Here is a 22641-nt window from a genome sequence, read left to right as displayed (position 1 = left end):
ACCGGCAGGCATACCTCCCAGCCTTTTCCACACCCATATTATATACCGTTCCCCGCTTGTAAGTCAATTTTTTAAAGAGAAAAAAGGCGGTAAAATCAGAGAAAAAAAACGGGGATAGACAAAACCGGAAAATAAGATATATTTCTTTGTAATAAATGTAATATTTCTGCATAAAATATCGATAAATTTCATTGACAACCGCGCCTTTTTTGCGCATAATAAAAGAGACAGAAGTGGAAATGTGCAGAAATGGAGTTCCAAGCCGTTTTTTTCCTGTATTTTTATGTAGATAATTTTATCACTTCATGAACGTTAAAGGGTTTTGATTGACGCTGCTTTATTACAAATGTGTTTAAAATTTAACTATTTTTAACATACTGAGAAGGAGTAATCATCGTCGTGGATACCAGCTTACTTGAATCCAAAAACCTCGCAGATTTACGCGAGATCGCGAAATTGGCAGGTGTGAAGTCTCCAACAAAATACAAAAAAGCGGACCTCCTTGCAAAACTGCTCGAGCTCGAACAGGCAGAAACGGAAAAAAAGGACGTGCCGCCGCAGGAAGAGCCTGAGGTCATAAAGGAAGAGCCGGCTCCTGTGGCGCAGGAGCCGGAGGCGCCGCAGAAGAAAGCGCCGGCGCGGCGCGGACGGCCGAAAGCAAAGGCGCAGCCGGAAGAAGCGGAAGCGCCGGAGCAGATGCAGGATTTCAGTGAAGACGAGGCCGAGGGAGAGGAAGAGCACCATTCCCGCAGGCGCAGGATTATTGAATATGTGCCGAACAACGATGCCGTAAACGAGATACTCAATACCGGGGAATGCAAGGACGCCAACGGCATCCTTGAGGTGCACTCGGAAGGCTATGGCTTCCTGCGCAGTGAAAACTATCTGCCCGGCTCTAAGGATGTTTATGTGTCGCAGGCACAGATCCGCAAATTCAACCTGAAAACGGGAGATAAGGTGCGCGGAAAAACGCGGCCGTCCAAGGATGGAGAGCGCCTCTTGGCACTGCTTTATATCGAAACGGTAAATGACGAACCGGTGGAAAACTGTCAAACGCGGCCGGCGTTTGAAACGCTGACGCCGATCTATCCGGACGAACGTTTCACGCTGGAGAATATCCGTGCGTCGCGCGATCTTGCGATCCGCATGATCGACCTCATTTCGCCGATCGGAAAAGGACAGCGCGGTCTCATCGTTGCCCCGCCGAAAGCCGGAAAAACAATTTTGCTGAAAAAGATCGCGAACAGCATTACGACCAATTATCCCGAAGTGGAGCTTTTGGTGCTGCTCATTGACGAGCGGCCGGAGGAAGTGACGGATATGCAGCGCTCGATCGCGGGCGAGGTAGTCTATTCTACATTCGACGAAAAGCCGGAGAATCACGCGCGCGTGTCGGATATGGTGATCGAACGGGCAAAACGCCTCGTAGAGCATGGGCGCGACGTCGTGATCCTGCTCGACAGCCTGACGCGCCTCGGACGCGCGTATAACCTCATCGTCCCGCCGTCCGGACGGACGCTTTCCGGAGGTCTTGATCCGGCGTCCTTATATAAGCCGAAACGGTTTTTCGGCGCGGCCCGCAACATCGAAGGGGGAGGTTCCCTTACCATCATTGCCACAGCGTTGGTAGAGACAGGCTCGCGTATGGATGAGATCATCTACGAAGAGTTCAAGGGTACGGGCAATATGGAGATACATCTTGACCGCAAGCTTTCAGAAAAACGCATCTTCCCTGCGGTGGACCTTGCAAAATCCGGCACGCGGCGGGAAGACCTGCTGCTCTCGCAAAAGGAACTGGAAGGAACGTGGGCGCTGCGCAAGGCGCTTTCCTCCGGTAATACGACGGAGGTCACGGAACAGCTCATCGGCATGCTCGTGCGCACGCAGACCAACGAGGAATTCCTCGCAAGGCTGCATGAATGGTTCCGGATATGGGAAAAGGAAGGCTATAATTCGGGCAGCGGCGGACGGTATTGATAAGATGCAGAAACGGATATCCAAATTCGGATATCCGTTTTTTTGCGGTTCGATCCCGGCGCGCGCTGCGCCGGAAAGCATCTCGGCGGGGCAATCCATTTCGGGGCAGAACGCATTTCGAGCGCACACTCAGGCGCAGGCTTGGAAGTCAGGCGGCAAAAAGCTCCCGCGCTTTACCCGAACCGTTTTTTGTGCTATATTTTGTCCTGTATGAAAAACAAGGGGAGCGCTATGAAATTCAAAAACCTTTCCGTGCGCAGGAAGATATTGCTGACGAATTTTATGATGATCGTGATCCCCGTTTTTATCGTGCTGCTCGTTATGGCTGTGATCCTTGCCGGTATCCTGACAGGAGGCGGGCCGGGCGTCATGATCGCGGCGGCGGAAAAATGGGCGGGAGAAACGACCAATTATCAGCTCCAGCTGATGATCGATTCCATCAGCGAACAATTGGTGGAAGAGGAGGATGCATTTCGGGAGAACTCTTCCATGAGGGAGCTCTGCCGGAAGCTCGAGCAAACGGGAATACATATTGCAATCGCTGATGACACGGGTGTGCGCTATCTTTCGGAGGGCACATCCTATGAAGCGCTTGAACGGCAGGCAGATGAATTGGGGGCTTCCTCTGCGCCGTCTTTCGTACGGACGCAGGATGGGTTTGCGTGCCGCGCGGTGACAAAAACCGCCGCGGGAGCATACTCCATCACGGCGGCGGCACCGGGCTTCGCATATCCGCAGGGAGAATATTATGCCTATGATTCTATAAAAGCGCATCTGAAAGTTATCCTCGTTGTGGTCAGTGCAGCGGCAGTTGTTATTATATTGCTGACGGGCGTATTCCTTTCGCGCAAGCTGTCCCGCAGCATCCTTGACCCGGTGGAGAAGCTGGGAAAAGCGACGGAGGCGCTTTGTAAGGGGGATTTAGACCAGCCTGTGGGATACGGATCGGAAGACGAGCTTGGGCAGGTATGCAAGGGCTTTGACGAGATGCGGATCCGGCTGCGGGAGTCAAGGCGTAGAGAGGAGCGCTATCGGCAGCAGAGAAAACAACTGATCGCAGGGATATCGCACGACCTGTCAACACCCATCACCTCGATCCAAGGATATGTGAGCGGGATATTGGACGGGATTGCAGATACGCCGGAAAAGCGGGAGCGTTATCTGCATACGATCTATGACCGCGCCTGCGATATGAACAGAATGGTGGACGGCCTCTTCCTGCTTACAAAGCTGGATCTTGACCGGGAGCCGTTCCACATGGAGCGGACAGACCTTGCGCAGTACTTTAAGGAAAAATATCCCGGGTGGAAGGAAAAAATACCGGATATGGAGCTGGAGGTGCACATGGACGGCAGCCGCGGCGTGTTCGTGCAGATCGACCGTTTCCAGTTTGAACGCGTCGTTGCCAATCTGATCGATAACAGCAGCAAATACCGGAGGGGAGCGCACGGGAAAGTCAATATCTATCTCGTGCGGAACGCAGGCGCAGCAGAGATCACGTTTCGGGACGACGGGATCGGAATAGCCGAAAATGAGGAAGAAAAAATTTTTGAGAGCTTTTACCGCGCGGACCCTGCGCGGAATACGGAAAAGGGAAGCGGCCTCGGGCTTGCCATTGCGCGGCAGATCGTCGAACATATGGGCGGAAAAATCTGGGCGCAGGCCGTGCAGAGCGGCGGGCTCATCATACGCATCAGATTGCCGGAGGCGGGAGGAGAGCAGTGAAAAGAGTATTGATCATAGAAGACGACAGGAGCATTGCGGAGCTGGAACGGGATTATCTGCAGGCAGACGGCATTGAAGCGGTGGTAGCAGAAAATGGAAGGACAGGGCTTGCGTATGCGTTGGAAGAGCATTTTGACCTGATCGTATTGGACGTGATGCTGCCCGGTATGGATGGATTCGAGGTATGCCGGGAAATACGCGCACGGAAAGAGGTGCCGGTCCTGATCGTTTCAGCGCGGCGGGATGATGCAGACAAAGTGAAAGGGCTTGGAATCGGAGCAGACGATTATATCGTCAAGCCGTTCAGCCCGTCAGAGCTCGTGGCACGGGTCCGTGCCCACATCGCGCGGTTTGAGCGCTTGACGAACCGGAACGGAAGGGGAGAGATACGGGTCCGCGGCCTTGTGATCGACGTTCCGGCCCGGCGGGTATATGTGCAGGATAAGGAGGCCGTCCTCAAAAATAAGGAGTTTGAACTGTTGCTGTTCCTTGCGGAAAACCCGAATATCGTATTCAGCAAGGAAACGCTGTTTGACCGGATATGGGGCATGGATTCGCTCGGAGATACCGCAACGGTAACGGTGCACATCAACCGCATCCGCGATAAGATAGAGGGAACGGAAAAATATATCGAAACGGTATGGGGCTCGGGCTACCGCTTCCGGGCATAGAAAAAACGCATATACACGCGGTTTTTGCAGAGCCCTTTCATTGACAGCGCTAACCGGAACCGATACAATAAAAAAGGAACGTTTTGGGAGCAAACGGCGCAAAGCCGCCGAATCAACGGAACGGAATGGGGAATCGATATGAATGAACAGGTAAAACAAATAGCGGCGCGGATACGCGAACTGCGGGAGATATTGGATATCCCGCAGGAAAGGGTCGCCGAAAAAGTCGAGGTGAGCCTCGCAGAATATCAAAAATATGAAAATGCGGAGGACGATATCCCGATCGGCGTGCTGTACGGCGTGGCCGCAGAGCTGGGCGTGGACCCGACCGAGCTTTTGACGGGGGAAGCCCCGCACATGGACGAATATACCATTGTGCGCGGCGGTGCGGGCGTAAGCGTGGAACGCTATCCGGGCTATGCGTTCACCTCCCTTGCCTACAACTATAAAAACCGCGATATGGAGCCGATGATCGTGACGATCTCGCCGAGCGACGAAGCGGAGCTGATGACGCACAGCGGGCAGGAATTCAACTATGTCCTTGAGGGAAGCATCAAGGTCATCATCAAAAACCGTGAGTTTATTCTGAATGCGGGCGACAGCATCTATTTCAATCCCGCGTTTCCGCATGGGCAGCGGGCGGTCACAGATGTGGCGAAATTTTTGACGATCATCAACGAGTGAGGGGCAGGCAGATGTTGGAACGGTTTTTGGACAGAATAGAATTTGACAGCTATGAGGATTTCAAGCAAAATTATAAACTGAATATCCCGGAGCATTTTAATTTTGGTTACGATATCGTAGACGAATGGGCGCGGCAGGATGAAAGCAAGCCTGCGCTCGTGTGGTGCGACGACGACGGAAATGAGAAGAGGTTTTCATTCGGCGACATAAAGCGCATGAGCGATAAGGCGGCGAATATGCTGAAGAGCAAGGGCGTGCGCAGGGGGGACCCGGTTCTGCTGATGCTCAAGCAGCGCCCGGAGGTGTGGTTCATGATGGTGGGGCTGCACAAGCTGGGAGCAGTGTGCATTCCCGCAACTTTCCAGCTGACGCCGAAGGATATCATCTACCGCTGCAACGCGGCGGACGTGAAGATGATCTGCGCGGTGGACGACGAAGAGATGCTGAAGCATGTGGAAGCGTCGCTCCCCGAATGCAAAACGGTCGGGCATGTCGGCGTGGTCGGAGAGAACATTCCGGAATGGGCGTTCGATCTGCGGGCGGAGCTTGCGGCGGCGGACGGCGAATGGACGCGCGAATATATCAATGAAAACGACGAGCCGATGCTCATCTATTTTTCGTCGGGAACGACGGGCATGCCTAAGATGATCCTGCACGATTTCACTTACCCGCTTGGGCATATCGTAACGGCAAAATACTGGCAGAAGGTGGAGGATGGCGGCCTGCACCTTACGGTGTCCGACTCCGGCTGGGCAAAATTCGGCTGGGGCAAGATATATGGCCAGTGGATCTGCGGAGCGGTGGTTGTCGCATACGACACGGAAAAATTCAGGCCGCAGAAGCTGCTGGAAACGATCGACAGGCTCAGGCTGACGACGTTCTGTGCGCCGCCCACGATTTACCGCTTCCTCATCAAGGAGGATATGAGCCGCTGCGATTTTTCTACCATCAGGCATGCGGGCATCGCAGGGGAGCCGCTGAATCCGGAAGTGTACAACCGCTTCCTTGAGATCACGGGGCTTCCGGTGACGGAGGGCTTCGGACAGTCTGAAACGAGCGTGCTGATCGCCAATTTCGGGTGGGACCCGATCAAGCCCGGCTCTACGGGCAAGCCGTCCCCGCTTTACGATGTGGACATCGTGGACGAGGACGGAAATTCGTGCGAGGACGGCGTGGTCGGCTCCATCGTCGTAAGGAATGCGGACAAACACCCGGCAGGGCTGTTCAAAAAATATTACCGGGACGAGGAAGCGACGGACCGCTGCTGGAAAAACGGGATGTATAATACCGGAGATACGGCGTGGCGGGATGCGGAAGGATATTTTTGGTTCGTAGGCCGGAACGACGACGTCATCAAGTGCTCGGGCTACCGCATCGGGCCGTTCGAGGTGGAAAGCGCCCTGCTGACGCACCCGTCCGTACTGGAATGCGCGGTAACGGCCGTGCCCGACCCGGTACGCGGACAGGTCGTGAAAGCGACGATCGTGCTCGCGCGCGGATTTGAAGCGTCGGAGGAGCTGAAAAAAGAACTCCAAACGCATGTGAAGAATGTGACGGCGCCCTATAAATACCCGCGCGTGGTGGAATTTGTAGACGAGCTGCCCAAAACGGTGAGCGGCAAGATACGCCGCGTGCAGATACGAAACGAGGATGCAAAAAAATAATATGGAAACGGAAAAGCCGCGGCGAACGTAAGCAAAGCCGCGGCTTTTCGTATAGCTGCCGCTTTGCAGCAGGCGGCTGAATCCTCATAAAATGGCGGTACGGCATGATTGGTTTTTGGTAAAAGAACCGGATGGCTGTCAAAAAAGCGTTCCCGCTGCCAGAAACGCTTTTTTGAAATAGAAGAGGAGAGAAAATTACAGCTGGGAGCAAGCCAAAGCCTATCCCAGTTCGATCAATTCACAGTTATTATCCGGGCAAGCCCGCCGCCACATACGGGCAGTCATGCACTGGAGCGACAGGTCATGGAATTTTCCGTCTATCAGCACATGATCGATGAGCACGCCCTCCTGTATGCAGCCGCTTGCGGTCCTGCGCCGCGCCGCACACGCATTTTCCGGGAACGCGCTGAACGTGACCTTGTTGAGCCCTAATGCTCCGAATGCGTGATGATAGACGCTTCGTTCCAGCAGCAAAGACAATTCGTCCGAATCGTCCGCCGGATCGTGCAGATAATAGCTCCAGCCGCACCGCTTGTTTTCAAGGTTGATCCCTACGAGGGCAAGAACGCCGATGGGGGCTTTGTTCCTGCGTATGAGCCAATGCGTCGTAAAAGGCTCGTTTCTGCGCTCCCCGATCCACCGGAACTGTCCGGCAAGGGAGGCCTGCGTATCGCAGGCAAGAAATTCACGGGCGCTTTCGTCCGCCATCCATTCGGAGAGCAGACCGATCTCTTCCCGGGCGATCGGTGTACAGCTTATCAATGCGTTTACCATCCTGTTCTGTTCAGGCACAGCGCCTGTATGATAGTCTTTGTATAAACGAAACAGGGAAGGGATAAACAGGTTTGTTTGCGGTATGATAAAAGAAACGGAGGATAACGGGTGAAACAGACGGAACGGCTTTTTATCGCTGCGGAACTGCCGGAAAATATGGTGCGGACGCTCAAGCATACGGCACACAGCTTGGGATTGCGGGGAAAGGCGCGCTTATCACGGCCGGAGAACTATCATGTCACGCTTGCATTTCTCGGAGAGACGGAGCTTGCGCATGCGGAACAGATAGAGCGTGCGGTATCCCGTGCCGTGGAAAATGTGCCGCCCGTTTCTGCCGCGCTGTCCGGTCTCGGCTATTTTGGAAAGAAAAACGACGCGGTGCTGTGGTGCGGCCTTGCAGGTGCGCAGCCGCTGATCGCGCTTGCAGAGCGTATTCGTAAGAACTTGGGGCAGGCGGGGATATGGTTTGACGGCAAGCCGGTGCGTCCGCATATCACGCTTGCGCGCCGTGCAGACCTGACCGGGATAAGCTTGGAGGGCGCTTCGCCTGCGCCCGCGGCAGGAATACTCTCAAATATAACGCTTTTTGAGAGCGTGCGGGAAGCCGGACGGCTCGTATACCGCCCGCTTCGCCGGTTTTATTTAAAAGACGTTTAAAAAACGTGTATGCTTTGGATGCCGGGGACGGTTCGTTTTATGGAGGATAAACAGGTGATCAAAGTAGTAGCTGGGGTGCTCGAACGAAATGGGAAGATTTTGGTGTGCCGCCGCAGAAATCAGGACGGAAGTCCCGGAAAGTGGGAATTTCCGGGCGGAAAGCAGGAACCGGGGGAAACGGAAGAGGAGTGCCTTGTGCGCGAGCTGCGCGAGGAGCTATGTCTTGCGGTACGGCCGGGCGAAGAAATAGGACGCGTGCGGCATGATTACAAGGAATTTTCCGTAGAGGTCGTTTTCCGGCATGCGGCGGCAGAAAACGGAAATATGGAGCTTATGGTGCATGCGGAGGCGGTGTGGGCGGAGAAAAAGAGCCTCCCGGACTATGATTTTCTGGAAGCGGATATAGAATTTGTAAAACGATTGGCGGAGGGAGCGTTATGAAATATGATTTTGAGACCTGCACGGACAAACGGAAGAGCGGCTCTGTGAAATGGCGGGCCATGCTGAAAAAATATCCGGATATCCCGGACGGCATCGTGCCGCTCTCCGTTGCGGATATGGAATTCAGGACCGCGCCGGAAATTGTGGAGGGGCTTCAGGAATATCTTGAAAACAACGCACTCGGCTATACCGAAGCGACGGATTCCTATTACGCCGCGGTACAGGGTTGGATGAAGCAGCGTCATCATTGGAACGTGGAGCGCAGCTGGATCGTGACTACGCCGGGGATCGTGCTCGCGCTCGGCCTTGCGGTGCGGGCTTTCACGCAGCCGGGAGACGGCGTGATCGTCATGACGCCTGTTTATTATCCTTTTTTTCTTGTGGCGGAGCAGCAGGGGCGCAGGATCGCCGAGAATGTGCTGCTGAACCGGGGCGGAAGATATGAGATCGATTTTGAAGACCTCGAGAACAAGGCGAAAGACCCGGGCAATAAGCTTCTTCTTCTGTGCAGCCCGCATAACCCGGTGGGACGGGTGTGGACGCGTGAGGAGCTGAGGCGCGTCGGGGATATCTGCAAAAAACACGGTGTGCTCGTCGTAGCGGACGAGATCCATAATGACCTTGTTCTGCCGGGCCATGCGCATACCGTGTTCCTGCAGGCGGGCGATTTTGCGGATAACGCCATAATATGCACCGCGCCAAGCAAAACGTTCAGCCTTGCGGGTATGCAGGATTCCAATATCATCATTCCGGATAGGGAACTGCGTGAAGCATTCGTGCGGGAGAAGCGGCAAAACGGGCTTCTGGAGCTCAGCGCGCTTGCTTACCGCGCGTGCGAGCTTGCCTATACGCGCTGCGGCGGCTGGCTGGATGCACTCTTGCAGGTGCTCGACCGAAACCGGCAGCTGACGGAGAAATTTGCCGAACGTTTTTTACCGAAAGCGGTAGTATCCCCGCTGGAGGGAACCTATCTGATGTGGCTCGATCTGCGCGGCTATGGATATACGCCGCAGGAGCTTGAGAGGAGAATGGTAAAAGCATACCTCTTTCTGGACGAGGGTTATATTTTCGGAAAGCCGGGCGAGGGCTTTGAACGGCTCAACGTTGCCTGCCCGTCCGCTGTGCTGGAGGCTGCGCTTGCGCGGCTCGAAACGGCGCTCAATTAACAAAATTTTTGTTTGAAGCCCCTTGATTTTGTTTATTAGTTAGTATAAAATAAAAGCCAATCAGCCACGGGCATTGGACTTGCGGCTGATTTTTCTAAATCTTAATAAAGGAAGTGATGGATATGAAAGACAGAAAAATATCTGCCGCCGTCACGGATTCCGATTTTCGCAAACTCATAGAGGGCAAGAATATCAGAAAAGCTGTGATGGTAAAAAATGGAAAAGTATTCAAATATGGATACGATAAATAAACCGCGCGCAGATTTCCTGCACGCGGTTTCCATTTGAAAGGGCGCATTTCTTAAAAGTTTCGAAAGAACTGTTTAAAAATTTACAAATATATTACGTATATATTAAAATAATGTAAACAAAAACCCGCGTGCCGGAAAATACGTGTTATGATAGAAGCACAGGAAAGCAGAAACAGCGGCAAGGGGAAAACAGTTGAAAGGAGAAACAGGATGATAACAGGAAATGCTGATTTCAAACAGGAAGCAATGATGGTAAAAAAACAGAGCTATGGAACCGTTACTTTTGCCGGAGAGGTGCTTGCCACGATCGCGGGACTCGCGGCAGTTGATGTTCCCGGCGTTGCGGGAATGAGCGGCGGCTTTGTAGATGGGCTTACAGAACTGCTGGGACGAAAAAACCTTTCGAAAGGCATCAAAATAGAGCTTGGCGAAAAAGAGATCGCCGTAGACGCGGCGATTGTTGCGGAATACGGAAGATCGATCCCTGAGGTCGCTGAAACGATACGCAAAAATATCGTACAGTCCATTGAAAGCATGACAGGGCTCCGGGTACGGGAGGTCAATATTCGTGTGCAGGGGCTGAAGCTCGACGCACAGACGCAGGAAACACCGGTACCAATGCTCGCAGGCGCGAGGTAAAGGCCGTTTACATAGGATAGGAAAAGCGCGGAGCCAACGGTTCCGCGCTTTTCCTATTGGCCGCCTCTGCCGCAGCAGCCATAAAAAGGGATTGACAGAATGAGAGGAGTATGTTATTTTAGTATTAGTTAGCAATTGCTAACTAATCGGCGCGCTGCTGCGCGCATATTTTTCGGAAAACGGTTAGCATAAGCTAATTTTGGAAAGGAACGGTCATGACAGACGAAATGGAAATGACGGCCGCCTATCACTGTGCACCGGCGCTCGCCGGAATCAAGCCGTCGAATCTGGTCTCTTTCTGTATGGAACGCCATCCGGATTTGGAAAAACGGCTTGCGGAATGGAACGAGGGGCTTGCGCCGAGCGGGATTTGCTTTGAAAAACTATGCAGGTGTAAAAAGCGGATGCTTGTCCTTGTTTACCGCAAAAAAAAGATGGAAGAGCTGCTGCGCGACCCAAAGCTGTCCGCAGAGCTTGGCAAAGCGGGTTACCCGGCCGGGCAGGACTGCGAAGCGGTCATCTCTCATTTGAAGCGCCGCATGAAAGGGCGGGAAGATTTTCCGCATGAAATAGGGATATTCCTTGGCTATCCGCTGGAAGATGTGTATGGCTTTGTCCAAAACCAAGGAAAAGGCTATAAATTGAACGGCTATTGGAAGGTATATTCGAATGAGGACAGGGCAAAGGAGCTTTTCCGGCGGTATACCCGGTGCCGGGAAGCGGTGTGTGCCCGTATGGGCATGGGAATGTCGATCATGCGGCTGTTTGCAGTCGCTTAAAAATAGTTTAAAGGAGGAAAACATGGGAAAAAAGGCAGTCATTTATTGGAGTCTTACGGGTAATACGGAACAAATGGCAAATGCGGTATTCGAGGGTGCTGAGGAAGCGGGAGCGGACGTGGTGCTGTTGAAATTTTCAGAGACCAGCGCAGACGATGCGCTTGCCTTTGATGCAGTTGCGCTCGGCTGCCCGGCGATGGGAAACGAGGTGCTTGAGGAAGGCGATGTAGAACCGTTTTTCGCGGAAATGGAAAGCAAACTGAGCGGCAAAAAAATAGCGCTGTTCGGTTCCTACGACTGGGGCGACGGCGAATGGATGCGCGAATGGGAAAAGCGCGTCAGCGCCGCAGGCGGACAGCTCATCAGCGGAGAAGGCCTGATTGTGAACAACGAGCCGGACGAATTCGCACTTGGAGAATGCAAAAAACTGGGACAGGCACTGGCAACCGCATAGGTGCCCTCTATCATAGGAGCATGAAAAAAGAGCCCTTCGGCTCTTTTTTCATGCCGCGCCGCCGCGGCAGTCATTTCCGGTCAAAATAGGGCGATTTTCCCTTTGCGGAAAGCGGGATAGCGAGAATCACGCGTACATCGCCTCCCATGATGCCGAGGGAAAGCGCCGCCCGGCCTGCAGAGAACATGACGCGGCTGTCTATCCGCGCATCGGCGGCGGCAGAGACAGCGGAACCGACCGCGATGCCAAGGTCGATATTGTCGTAAGCGCATACGCTTCCGTCCTGCGCGCACTCCGTACAGTTTTTTCGGTTGCAGTATCCGCAGCCCTCGTTCAGTCCGCGCTGCTGATAAGTCGTGCCGATCAAAACAACGGCATGGCTGCTGCGGACGTTGCCTGCATCCCGTATAAAAAACGGATAACCGAGGACCGGAGCCAGACGCTCCATTTCATCTGCGAGCGCATCCTTTTCCCCACCCGTCAAAACGCAGGTATGAATAAAGTCGACGCCCTTTGTTTTGGGCGCGGTCCGCGCGGCAGCGCATACAGATGCGGCGGCAGCCATAACTGCCTGCTGTTCCAATGATTCGGATTCTATTTTCATCATTTGTTCCCCCTATAATGTTTCGAGCCTCGAAAGCGTTTTTAAAAATGCTTTCAGCTTTTTTTCCCCCAGCTGTTCCTTCAGACCGCGCTGCGCCCGCTTCCACAGTATTTCTGCGTGGACGAGCGTGTCCTTTCCTGCCTGTGTAAGCGAAAGGCGGCGGTCGCGTGAACCCTTTACCGCCGTATCCTCTACCAGTCCGGCAGTAAACAGCGGCTTTAAATTGCGGGTGAGCGTACTGCGGTCAAGCCTCATATCCTCGGCAAGCCCGCTCGTGGACGCAGCATTCAGACGGGCAAGATGGGAAAGAAGGGAATACTGTCCCGCCGTGACACCGGCCGGGGAAAGCATGCGGCTGTAATAAGCAGTAAGCGTCCGGCTTGCATGCCGGAGGCGTGCGCAGACACATTTTTCCTTAGTCATCCCGTTCCTCCCCGTTCAGAAAAGCGGACGTGAAATCCGGGTCGTTCTCCAGCGCGCGCAGCTGCTCGCGTGTGAGAACGCTGTTCGTGCCAAGGCATGCTGTGCACCGCGCCTCGCATGCGGGGCAGATACAGCCAAGCGTCAAGTCTTCGGCGTGCACCATATAGGCGCCGCACTGTGCGCATTCGCATCTCAATCGGCCACACCTCTTTTCGTGTATATACATTATATTAACGGGAAAACGGGAGCTTGTCAAAATTCATACGACGATCACGCCGAGCAGGCGCGCAAGCTCGACCGCCTGAACGGCGGAGATCACCGCGCCGCGCAGTTCGTGCAGAGAAACCGTGATGCCGGTGATATCGCTCGCAGTAAAATCGATCTCTTTCAGCGGGGTCTGAAAGAAACTGACGCGCGCAAACCCGGCGCCGGCAAGAGAAAAGCCGGAGAGGGAACACTCTTCGAAATCCGCATCCGCAAAAGAGGAATCTGCGACGCCGGAGTTTTTCTATTTGGAACGGCTGCAGTTTGCATAGCTGAAGTTTGAATCGGAAAAAAGGACGTCGCGCAAAAGACAGCCGCACAGGCGGCAGCCCACGCCCTTGCAGGCGTGCAGCTCACAGCGGCTGAAATAGCCGTTTTCCAAAAAACAGCCTGAAAAGTCGCAGCCGCGGAACAAGCAGTCTGAAAACGCGGCTTTCGCAAGCGCGCCGTCTGTAAACCGGCAGCCTTCGAAGACACAATTTTGAAAAGAGCATTTGGAAAAATCAACGCCGGAAAAATCAGCTCCCTGAAACAGAAAGCCGCTGATATCCGTTTCCTCGCTTCGTGCCTGTGCGGCAAGCCCTTCAAGCTCTCCGGCATATTCCATGTGTTCCCGTGTAAGACGGGGCTTTAAGCGTTTCATGATTTCTTCTCCTTGTAAGCTTTGAGCCTATCATAACATATAGGGACGACAAAAAAACGCATATCCCTGAATAATGTACCGGAGAATATCGAAAGGATCCTTGGCAATAGAGGAATGTGCGCCGTCAGGCTGCCCATACAGCGGTTTGATGTGCGGCGCAGCAAACCCGAAAAATGTCCGGCCGCACAAGAGCGGAAGCTCTGATGCGGCCGCACGCGTCGAAGCGATGCGCTTCTTTAAGAATCGATTTCGTTCAGATCGATCAGCTTTGCCGTCACGCCCTCTACGGCGTTGAAATCAGCGAGCATCTGTTCGACCGTTTCCCGGTCTCCGCAGACCTGAAGCATGATCACGCCGTCGTCCGCGCAATAGCCGTCGCCCGTCTCATGCATACCGACGCGCATACGGATATTGCAGCCGTGAGCGGTGAGCGCTTCCTGAAGCCTTGCGGCGTTGGCGGCCCGGTGCCTGAGCCGGATACCAATGATATAATAACAAGACATGACAATTCCTCCTTTTATGTTGTGAAAACTGAAGTATTGATTTCAGTATAGCATGCATCAGCCTATATTCGCAAACATTCCGGCGATCCCGCCAATGCATGCCATAAGGGAGACCATCCGCAGGATACTGACGGCGAGAACGATAAGGCCGATGGCAAACGCTGCGAAAGAGACGGCCGTGCGCTGCCCTGTACGGGCTATGATACCGAGTACAAAGCCTGCGGCGCCTGCGGCAAAGCCGATGAAAGGCCCGGCAAGATAAGAGAGCGGAAATCCCAGCAGAAAGCCGGCGGCAAAACCGCCAAGGCTGACGAGGATGGAAACGATAGCCATAAATAGATTCTCCTTATTTTGGATATCTTATTAGATACCCGAAAAAACTGTGCGTAAGCAGGAAATCGTTGTTGTGCGCCCCGGTAAGGTGATATACTGGTCCTGAACGATACAGAAAGTGGAGGAAACGGCTATGTATCAGATCATGACGGCGGAAGAAGCGGTCGGGCTCGTGCGGGATGGGGACGTCATAGGGATCAATTCCTTTCTTGCGCTTGCCAATCCGTTCGCGCTGCATACGGCGCTTGCAGAGCGTTTCCGGAAAACAGGACATCCGGGAAAGCTCACCTATTTTGCTTCCGCGGGCTTCGGCGGATGGGCCGAAACAAAGCTGGGCGACCAGCCGGTCGTCGCAGGGGCGGTAACGAAGGTCGTGACCAGCCATTTGAAAAGTATGCCGGGTGTGATGCGCCTGACAAAGGAAAACGCGATTGAATGCTATTGTATGCCTCTGGGCGTGCTGTCTCACATGACGCGCGCCGCTGCCGCGGGGCATCCCTTTTACATCAGTAAGGTTGGACTCAATATTTTTGTAGACCCGCGGATAGACGGACCGGGACTGAATGAGCGGTCGCGCGAAGAACTCGTGAAATTAGTGGAGATCGGTGGGGAGGAATACCTTTCCTACCGCGTGCCAAAGCTCAACGCAGCGTTTATACGCGGAACTACGGTGGACGGAAGCGGGAATATCTCTTTTGAAAACGAGCCGGTCACGGTGGATGCGCTCTCCATGGCGCAGGCGGTACGGGCAAACGGGGGCAAGGTGATCGTACAGGTAGAACGGGTCAGCAACACCTATACGCGCCCGCGCAACGTCATCATTCCCGGCGCGCTCGTGGATGCGGTCGTGGTGTGCGAGGACGTTCCGGAGGAATACCGTGCCGTACCCATCTTGTCCGGCGATATCCACGTCCATCCACGGCACATGGACTATTGGCTGGGCAAGCTGCGTGGATATGCAAAAGGAAGAGACGCAGAGGACTGCTCGGCGGACATCATAGGCCTGCGCGCGGCGCAGGAGCTGCGGCGCGGGGATATCATCAATATCGGCATCGGCATTCCGGAAAAGGTGGGAACGTATGCCTCGCGTATGGGAATGCTTCCGGATATCACGCTGACAGTAGAGGCCGGGGGCTTTGGCGGCCTGCCTGCGCCCGGGGGGCATTTCGGAGCGACCGTAGGCTCGGACATGGTGTGCGACATGGCGACTCAGTTTGATTTTTACGATGGCGGCGGGCTCGACGCCTGTTTTATGGGCGCCGCAGAGGTCGACCGGATGGGAAACGTCAATTCCCATTGCTTAGGCGAGCTGTATTCGGGGATCGGCGGATTTGCCAATATCACAGGAGCGACCAAAAAAATCGTATTCTGCTGCACCTTTACGGCGAAAGGGCTGAAGACTGCGGAGCAGGACGGCAGGATCGGCATTCTGCACGAGGGACGTATCCCGAAATTTAAAAAGCAGATATCGGGGATCAGCTTTTCCGCGAAAAATGCGCTTCAAAACGGCCAAAAGGTGCTTTATGTAACGGAACGCTGCGTGTTCGAGCTGACGCCGGACGGGCTTAAGCTGAAAGAGGTATATGACGGGATAGACGAAAAGACGCAGATACGCGGCCTGCTGGATTTTGAACTGCAATAAAAGAATACGGGAAGACAGCCTCCGGCTCTGTATGCGCCGGAGGCTGTCTTTCTGTCTGTGCAAACTGTGGCAGAATGCGGAAATATTAAAATATGGATTAAAATATGGGATTTTAATTCCAATACCAGATAAAGCATGGTATAAAAATACTTTGCCGCGGTTTTATGCGGGAGTATGATAAAAACGGTTACAGAAACGGTACCGCATATTCTTGTAGATCGGAAAACAGCGGAAAATAATGCGGGAATGTCTTTGCGCCGTGCTTACCGGCGCAGGCGTTCGGGTGGTTGGCTCTGCGTTGGAAAGGAAACAGAAAATGGGCGGAAAGACATTTTTGTGTGCATTTTACGGAAAAGGAGGGCAAACATGGCAACGTATGGGTATATGCGGGTCTCGTCGCGGGACCAGAAGGAATACCGTCAGGCGGATGCGTTCCGCCGTTTTGAAATACCGAAGAAAAATATATTTTTGGATAAGCAGTCGGGAAAGGATTTTGAGCGGCCGTCCTATCAGCGGCTGTTGAAGCGTTTGAAAAAGGGCGACCGGCTGGTCGTAAAGAGCATAGACCGGCTTGGGAGGAACTATCGGGATGTGATGGAGCAATGGAGCCTGATCACGAAAAAAATAGGCGCAGATATTACCGTGCTCGATATGCCCCTGCTGGATACGTCCCAGCAAAAGGACTTGCTCGGCACGCTCATCGCAGATATCGTGCTGCAAATTCTATCGTATGTGGCGGAGAATGAGCGGGAAACGATACGGCGGCGGCAGGCAGAGGGCATTGCATCGGCTAAGGCGCGCGGCGTGCGGTTCGGCAGGCCGGAGGTTCCGCTTCCCGAAAATTTTGAAGCGGTGTACCGCGAGTGGCGCGGCAAAAAAATCACGGTGCGGGAAGCGCTGTGCGCAACGGGGATCCCGCAGAGCACCTTTTACCGCAAGGTAAAGGAATATCAAAAAAACGGCATGTCCTCATGCCGCTGAAACCCTTTCTATTAACACATTCCACGATTTACAAGTAACTATACTTTTTTGTAACCTATAAGGATTTTAATAAATCCCTACGTCTCTTAACATTTTAGCAAAATTTCCGTAAAAATCAAGAGCTTTTTTGCGTTTTTTTGCATTCCCGAAAAGTATGACTTATGAGAAAAAAAGGAGGAGAACATGAAACAAGGACGAAGAAGAATGGCGCTTCTTGTCGTGATCGCGCTGCTGGTCACGCTGGCGGTGCCGATGAGCGCAATGGCGGCGTCGGAGATACCGAACGACCTCAAGATTGATGCAGTATCGGTAGATGAGGGAATACCTGCAACGTTTACGGTGGAAAGTGAAGGAGGGGCCCTTCCTGCTGGACTTACATTCCAGTGGCAGGTGAAAAAGGGCGAAAATGCCGCATTTGAAAATGTAACGGACGGAAAGGGAGACAATACGGCTTCCTACACGACGCCCGCGACAACGGCTGACATGAACGGGTGGGAATATCAGTGCATTGTAAGCAACGGAATAGAGGAGGCAACACCGAATCCGACGGCAAAACTGACCGTTACGCCCAATGAAGTTCCGAGTAACGAAAAGCCACAGGTAGAGGTGACGTCAGAACCGGAGGATGGCACACAAGTCGTGGACGGGGCTTCCGTTACGCTGACGGCCGAAATCACGATGAATCCGGAAAGCAGCCGTTCGATCCAGTGGTATGTAATCAAACAGGACGAAACGGGCAAGGACCTCGCGGCGGAAGCGGTTTCCGGCGCGACGGGCGAAGAGCTTGTTCTCGATCCGGTAACGGCGGAGATGAATGGGTGGAAATACTATTGTGTCGTAATAAACACGGGCTATTCCGATCCATTAGAGGGAAGTTCTAAAGAAAGTCCGATTACGCTGAATGTCCGCGCAAAGGACGGAAGGATCGAGATCGTTTCCAATCCGAAGTCCGCGGAGGTATTGGAAGGCGAGAATGTGATGTTCACGATCGATGCGGCGGCTGAAAACGGCGCAGCCTTGAGCTATGAATGGCAGAGAAGTGCAACAGAAAAAGGCACTTACCGTAAGGTGGCAGGTTCGCAGAATGCGCCGGAGCTGACGATCTCGAATGTAACATCCGACTATGCGGGCTATTACCGCTGTGTAGTGACCAGCGGCAGCGGAGAAGAGAGCAAGACGGCGACCTCCGCAGTGGCGCAGCTCACGGTCAATGAACGTTCCGCAGACCCGACTGTTACGCCAAAATATGAGACTACAACAACGGTGTTTGAAGGAGACCCCGTAACGCTTGAGGTAGAGGCTGAGATCACCAACGGTGATGCGATCGCTTATCAGTGGGAAGTAAAGATTGGCGGAACGGGAAGTTGGACGCCGATCGTAGGCGCGAACAGCGCAGCCTATACCATTGCAGCGGATGATGTACAGAATGGAAATCAGTACCGCTGTGTCGTAACGAATGCGGATGATGCAGAAGCTAATAAGGCAGGAGAGGACAACACAGTAACAACATTGTCGCTCCAGCATAGAGAGCTGATCCCCGAAATCGTCGCGCAGCCGGAAAATGTGACGGTGAAACAGGGCGATGAAGCCAATCTGAAACTGGAGATTCAGATTGCTCCAGTCGAAGAAGGTTCGACGGCGGTATATGAGGTTCAGGCACAGAGATGGGACCCGACCAAAACAGACGATACAGGCTGGATAAACATAAGCACAGCGAGAACGGTAGACGCGACAACAAACGCGGATGGAAAGATATTGGTAAACATTGGCACAAGTTATTTTAATAACTGGCTCGGAACCTATGGAACAGGCAGCTATCGTTTTCAAGTGACGACAAAGACATCGGGCACGGAGACGACTGCAAATGGTGAGTCGATTCTTTCAGATGTTGCGTACGTGACCTATAAAAGGGACCATTACCCGCAGATCACCGCACAGCCGCAAAATACTACGGTGTCGGTTGGCGGAAGCGCGACGTTCTCCGTGGAAGCGACGGTAGAACCCGCGGCACGGCTTTCCTACCAGTGGTACAAGGGCAGTGAGCCGATCAAAGACGCGACGGAAGCCTCCTATACGGTAAAAGATGCAGCCGTGGAAATGGACGGTGCGAAATATTATTGCGTTGTTCAAAACGACCAGTATAAGGTAACAACGAAATCTTATTGCGCGGTATTGACCGTAAGCGATGAAGCGCCGGTCGTAATTCCGGGCGATGTGGACGGAAACGGTGAAATTACTGCAACGGATTTGGCGCAGCTCGCACAGGCTCTGATTGGTGAACGCGAATTGACGGGCGCATCTGCGGAAGCTGCGGACATGAATGGCGATGGCGCAATTACTCCGACAGATTTAGCACAGCTCGCGCAAGCTCTGATTGCATAATATAGGCGATTGAGACAATAAAAGTAAACGTTAGGAGATAAATAGAATGAACAAGAAAAAGAAAGTAATTATATCGATTGTTATGGCGGCAATATTGGTCATGGCAATGAGCGTGACCGCATTGGCGGCGGAGCCGGTAATCAGTGTGGATAATCCGAAACCGCAGGTAGGCGATCAGATAACATTTACGATAAAAACGTCTGATGTGTCGGTCGTTGCGGAAGTTCAGGCAAGCGACAATCTTCACTTTGAAGGTTCGACAGGTGCAATGGCAGCCAACGAGAACAAATTTGCGAGCGTCAATAGCGCGACTGTAACTTATACCTACACAGTAACAGGTGAGGCAGGAGAAGCGTACAGCTTTGCGTTGGCAAATGTAGTATGCAGCGATGGCAGCAGTGATGTAGAAGAAACGGTAGCACCGGTAACCGGCACGGTAGAAGCGGCCCCGGCACCGAGCGGAGATCCGTCTGAGCCGACGCAGCAGCCGAGCGAAGACCCGTCCGAGCCGACGCAGCAGCCGTCTGAGCCCACGGGTGAGCCGAGCGCGCAGCCGTCCGATTCCCAGAACGCTGACGAACTGGACGACGTTCCGAAGACCGGCGACGCGACAACGGACCTTTGGGTGCTCGCGGCAGTCGGCATTGCGGCAGCCGCGGCGGTAGCGGTCGTTGCAGGCAAAAAAGTGTTTTCTCATAAGTAATAACTTTATCCATACAATGACGCACAAGTAACCTATGAGCAGTAAGAACGCGGCGGGCGGGGATCACTCCCCGCCCTGCGGCGTTTTTGCGGGAAGAACGGAAAAGGAAGACCAATGGAGCGAAACAACAACGGATATCATAGCAATACGGGCGGCCGGCAAAGGCGCAGGGCGCAGGCCGTACGTCCGAAGGAAAGAAAGCCGAATGGCAAAAAAAGGCTGTGGATCGTGATCATGGCAGCCGCAACCGCGGCGGTATGCATCATCCTTGCCGCCGCCCTGCCGATGTCGCAGCCCGCGCCCCGGCCCGTGCACGTTACGACGGAAACGGCGAGCGTCAGCACGCCCGTGCCGAGCGCGGCGCCCACGGAAAAGCAGATGCTTCCCGCTATGCAGACGCTGTATGAGCAGAACAGCGATATTGCGGGCTGGATCACGATAGAGGGGACGGAGGTGGATTATCCGGTCATGTATACGCCGGAGGACGGAGAGTACTACCTGTACCGGAATTTTGAAAAGGAGGATGACCCGACGAAGGAGGGGTGCCTTTTCATCGATAAAAACTGCACGGTAGAGCCGCGCAGCACGAATCTTCTGATCCACGGGCACAACATGAAGAACGGAACGATGTTCCACACGCTCATCAGCTATCAGGACGAGGCGTTTTATAAGGAGCACCCGACGATACGCTACAGCACGCTCTATGAGGAAGAGGAATACGAGATCGCGGCGGTATTCCTGTCGAAGATATACAAAAAGAGCGAAACGGACGTATTCAAATTCTATCAGTTCTATGACGCGGAGACGGAAGAAGAATTCGATGAATTTGTGCGGAGCATCAAGGAGCAGGAGCTGTATGAAACGGGCGTGACGCCGGAATACGGCGACGAGCTCATCACGCTGACGACGTGCGAATATTCGCAGGAGAACGGCAGAATGGTTGTCGTAGCGCGCAAGGCGGAAAAGGAAGCGAAAGCTGCGGAAACGGCGGCAGGCTGAACGGAGGGAAGGGATATGCGGATCAAGGCGACGACGGTCTACGCTGTAAGGATATTGGGGTTCATGATGCGTCGGCCCGGGGTCACGACGGTAAGCGAGCTCGTCCGGGGCGTCGGCATCACGCACCAGTACTGTATAAAGATATTGAACGAGCTGCGGCACGCGGGGCTGGTCGTATCGGAGCAGGGCTGCAAGGGCGGCTTTCGGCTGGCGGCGGAGGACGGGATCATCACCCTGTATGACGTCGTGGCGCTGTTCGAGCCGGAAAAGCAAAGTGAGAAAGGCTGGAAAGCCGCGGAGGGAGACCTTTTCCACAGCCATCTTCTGAAAATATGGGAGGAAAGCGTGGAAAGGCTGAAAGGGCTGAAGCTGAAAGAGATCTATGCGGGCTGTTCCGCAGAAAAAACACTTTGATTTGACCGCGGCGGCAATACGGTGTTCCTCCGGAGCGGGGTCCATCCGCCTGAAGCCCGGCCGGATACCGGGATGCTTCGCGGTGATCGTGAAATCAGGCCGCTGGCGCAAACCCGAAAAAGTGTCCGGCCGTGCAGAAGCAAGACTTTTTGAAAAATTCGGGAGATATGGAAAGACCATATCTCCCGTTTGCATAGAATGGAAATTTTTCCGCTCATGGTGTAAAATAAGAGCGGACGGAGGCGGGCAGATGGAAAAATTTTGTTTTACGACCAAAACAGATTATGAGGTGTTCCGGGATTACTGGATGTTTACACTGCTTCAGAAGAGGAGCGCGGGCGGGAAAAAGAGCGGATTTCTGAAATATATGACGGCCCTTGCCGCGGTGGTCGGCGCAGCGGGCGTGCTCTGCGTATGCAATGCCTTTGCGCTTGAAAATGCGCTTGGCGTGTTTCCGCTGTTTTTGCTGCTCGGTGTGGGCGCAGCGTTTGTCTCCGCGCTTGCAACGGCGCTGTATGTACAGCCGAAAGGGCAGTATAAGCTGGTGCGCGAGGCGGTGGAAAGCCCGCAGAAATACCGGTTTACGGAAGAGCAGATGGAGGTGCGCGAATCGATACCGGAGGAAAACAGGGAGTCGCTCGCGGAATTCCCGTATGGAAGCATCGTATGCGGGTGGGAAACGCGGAAAGCATTCTATCTGTTTATCAGCGAAACAGAAGCGTTTCTGATCCCGAAAGATCAGCTTGCGGACAGCAGCGGATTTTCAGCTTTTCTCGCCCGTAAATTGGAAGAACGGTATTTCCGGCAAAAAAACTGAATTTTGTGTTTGCAGGACGTTTATGATATGATGAAGAAAGTATGATCGGCA

26 protein-coding genes are annotated in these 22641 nt (G+C 53.6%); 19 read left to right on the top strand and 7 right to left on the bottom strand.

The features are described 5' to 3' along the window. Positions 1-399 precede the first annotated feature (399 nt). The 5 genes from rho (at position 400) to PUP29_RS07045 (ending at position 6721) form a co-directional block, all read left to right on the top strand. Positions 400-1977 (top strand): transcription termination factor Rho, encoded by a 1578-nt coding sequence (gene rho / locus PUP29_RS07065; RefSeq protein ID WP_353422826.1) that lies wholly within the window; start codon positions 400-402, stop codon positions 1975-1977. A gap of 231 nt (positions 1978-2208) precedes the next feature. Further along, entirely contained in the window at positions 2209-3702 is a 1494-nt protein-coding gene (locus tag PUP29_RS07060; RefSeq protein ID WP_353422825.1) for a HAMP domain-containing sensor histidine kinase, read from the top strand. Continuing rightward, on the top strand, positions 3699-4373 hold the full coding sequence (locus tag PUP29_RS07055) for a response regulator transcription factor (RefSeq protein WP_079546570.1): 675 nt from the start codon (positions 3699-3701) through the stop codon (positions 4371-4373). The genes PUP29_RS07060 and PUP29_RS07055 overlap by 4 nt, the downstream gene beginning before the upstream one ends. Before the next feature lie 138 nt (positions 4374-4511). Continuing rightward, complete coding sequence (locus PUP29_RS07050; protein WP_079547829.1) at positions 4512-5057, top strand: helix-turn-helix domain-containing protein; 546 nt, start codon at positions 4512-4514, stop codon at positions 5055-5057. An 11-nt stretch (positions 5058-5068) separates the two neighbouring features. Then, positions 5069-6721, top strand: a complete 1653-nt coding sequence (locus PUP29_RS07045; protein WP_079546571.1) for an AMP-binding protein — start codon at positions 5069-5071, stop codon at positions 6719-6721. Positions 6722-6940: 219 nt separating this feature from the next. Here PUP29_RS07045 and PUP29_RS07040 read toward each other — a convergent pair whose 3' ends face one another. Then, the gene (locus tag PUP29_RS07040; protein WP_079546572.1) at positions 6941-7483 is read right to left on the bottom strand and encodes a GNAT family N-acetyltransferase; all 543 of its coding nucleotides are present in this window, start codon (positions 7481-7483) and stop codon (positions 6941-6943) included. A 120-nt stretch (positions 7484-7603) separates the two neighbouring features. Between PUP29_RS07040 and thpR the strand changes: the two genes are divergently transcribed. From thpR to PUP29_RS07005, 7 genes are all read left to right on the top strand, one after another. Beyond that, positions 7604-8152: an RNA 2',3'-cyclic phosphodiesterase gene (thpR, locus tag PUP29_RS07035; RefSeq protein WP_079546573.1), complete on the top strand. Its 549-nt coding sequence runs from the start codon at positions 7604-7606 to the stop codon at positions 8150-8152. Between the two features lie 39 nt (positions 8153-8191). Then, positions 8192-8593: a (deoxy)nucleoside triphosphate pyrophosphohydrolase gene (locus PUP29_RS07030; RefSeq protein ID WP_353422824.1), complete on the top strand. Its 402-nt coding sequence runs from the start codon at positions 8192-8194 to the stop codon at positions 8591-8593. Beyond that, positions 8590-9759, top strand: a complete 1170-nt coding sequence (locus PUP29_RS07025; RefSeq protein WP_079546575.1) for a MalY/PatB family protein — start codon at positions 8590-8592, stop codon at positions 9757-9759. Before PUP29_RS07030 ends, PUP29_RS07025 begins: the two co-directional genes overlap by 4 nt. Positions 9760-9881: 122 nt before the next feature. Beyond that, positions 9882-10010, top strand: coding sequence for a hypothetical protein (locus PUP29_RS07020; RefSeq protein ID WP_353422823.1), 129 nt, complete (start codon positions 9882-9884; stop codon positions 10008-10010). A 210-nt stretch (positions 10011-10220) separates the two neighbouring features. Next, positions 10221-10649, top strand: a complete 429-nt coding sequence (locus PUP29_RS07015) for an Asp23/Gls24 family envelope stress response protein (protein WP_079547830.1) — start codon at positions 10221-10223, stop codon at positions 10647-10649. 215 nt (positions 10650-10864) lie between these two features. Beyond that, complete coding sequence (locus PUP29_RS07010; protein WP_353422821.1) at positions 10865-11428, top strand: DUF3793 family protein; 564 nt, start codon at positions 10865-10867, stop codon at positions 11426-11428. A gap of 22 nt (positions 11429-11450) precedes the next feature. Continuing rightward, entirely contained in the window at positions 11451-11882 is a 432-nt protein-coding gene (locus PUP29_RS07005; RefSeq protein WP_079546577.1) for a flavodoxin, read from the top strand. Positions 11883-11952: 70 nt separating this feature from the next. Here the strand turns inward: PUP29_RS07005 and PUP29_RS07000 are convergent, their stop codons facing one another. The 6 genes from PUP29_RS07000 to PUP29_RS06975 form a co-directional block, all read right to left on the bottom strand. After that, positions 11953-12489 (bottom strand): ferredoxin domain-containing protein, encoded by a 537-nt coding sequence (locus PUP29_RS07000; protein WP_353422819.1) that lies wholly within the window; start codon positions 12487-12489, stop codon positions 11953-11955. A 9-nt stretch (positions 12490-12498) separates the two neighbouring features. Next, positions 12499-12909, bottom strand: a complete 411-nt coding sequence (locus PUP29_RS06995; protein WP_353422817.1) for a MarR family winged helix-turn-helix transcriptional regulator — start codon at positions 12907-12909, stop codon at positions 12499-12501. Further along, positions 12902-13105 carry a hypothetical protein gene (locus tag PUP29_RS06990; RefSeq protein ID WP_353422815.1) on the bottom strand — a complete coding sequence of 68 codons (204 nt, stop codon included), beginning with the start codon at positions 13103-13105 and terminating at the stop codon, positions 12902-12904. The genes PUP29_RS06995 and PUP29_RS06990 overlap by 8 nt, the downstream gene beginning before the upstream one ends. Positions 13106-13417: 312 nt before the next feature. Beyond that, a complete protein-coding gene (locus tag PUP29_RS06985) occupies positions 13418-13816 on the bottom strand; it encodes a pentapeptide repeat-containing protein (RefSeq protein ID WP_353422813.1) in 399 nt (132 codons plus the stop codon). Between the two features lie 236 nt (positions 13817-14052). Next, entirely contained in the window at positions 14053-14319 is a 267-nt protein-coding gene (locus PUP29_RS06980) for a hypothetical protein (RefSeq protein ID WP_079546581.1), read from the bottom strand. Between the two features lie 57 nt (positions 14320-14376). Further along, positions 14377-14652 carry a hypothetical protein gene (locus tag PUP29_RS06975; RefSeq protein ID WP_079546582.1) on the bottom strand — a complete coding sequence of 92 codons (276 nt, stop codon included), beginning with the start codon at positions 14650-14652 and terminating at the stop codon, positions 14377-14379. Positions 14653-14785: 133 nt separating this feature from the next. Between PUP29_RS06975 and PUP29_RS06970 the strand changes: the two genes are divergently transcribed. The 7 genes from PUP29_RS06970 to PUP29_RS06940 all read left to right on the top strand — a co-directional run bounded on the left by PUP29_RS06970 (position 14786) and on the right by PUP29_RS06940 (position 22590). Beyond that, complete coding sequence (locus PUP29_RS06970) at positions 14786-16294, top strand: CoA-transferase (RefSeq protein WP_353422811.1); 1509 nt, start codon at positions 14786-14788, stop codon at positions 16292-16294. 366 nt (positions 16295-16660) lie between these two features. Next, positions 16661-17275, top strand: a complete 615-nt coding sequence (locus PUP29_RS06965) for a recombinase family protein (protein ID WP_353422809.1) — start codon at positions 16661-16663, stop codon at positions 17273-17275. Positions 17276-17458: 183 nt separating this feature from the next. Then, entirely contained in the window at positions 17459-19657 is a 2199-nt protein-coding gene (locus PUP29_RS06960) for an immunoglobulin domain-containing protein (RefSeq protein ID WP_353422807.1), read from the top strand. Between the two features lie 46 nt (positions 19658-19703). Next, positions 19704-20360, top strand: coding sequence for a hypothetical protein (locus PUP29_RS06955; RefSeq protein ID WP_353422805.1), 657 nt, complete (start codon positions 19704-19706; stop codon positions 20358-20360). A 114-nt stretch (positions 20361-20474) separates the two neighbouring features. After that, positions 20475-21359: a class B sortase gene (locus PUP29_RS06950; protein ID WP_353422804.1), complete on the top strand. Its 885-nt coding sequence runs from the start codon at positions 20475-20477 to the stop codon at positions 21357-21359. Positions 21360-21374: 15 nt separating this feature from the next. Further along, a complete protein-coding gene (locus tag PUP29_RS06945; protein WP_353422803.1) occupies positions 21375-21773 on the top strand; it encodes an RrF2 family transcriptional regulator in 399 nt (132 codons plus the stop codon). A gap of 250 nt (positions 21774-22023) precedes the next feature. Next, positions 22024-22590, top strand: coding sequence for a YcxB family protein (locus PUP29_RS06940; RefSeq protein WP_353422802.1), 567 nt, complete (start codon positions 22024-22026; stop codon positions 22588-22590). Positions 22591-22641: the final 51 nt, after the last annotated feature.

This window comes from Christensenella massiliensis (assembly GCF_040409835.1).
Classification (GTDB): Bacteria; Bacillota; Clostridia; order Christensenellales; family Christensenellaceae; genus Christensenella; species Christensenella massiliensis.
Note: the sequence above shows the minus strand (reverse complement) of the source record. Positions and strands in the feature narration are given on the sequence as shown.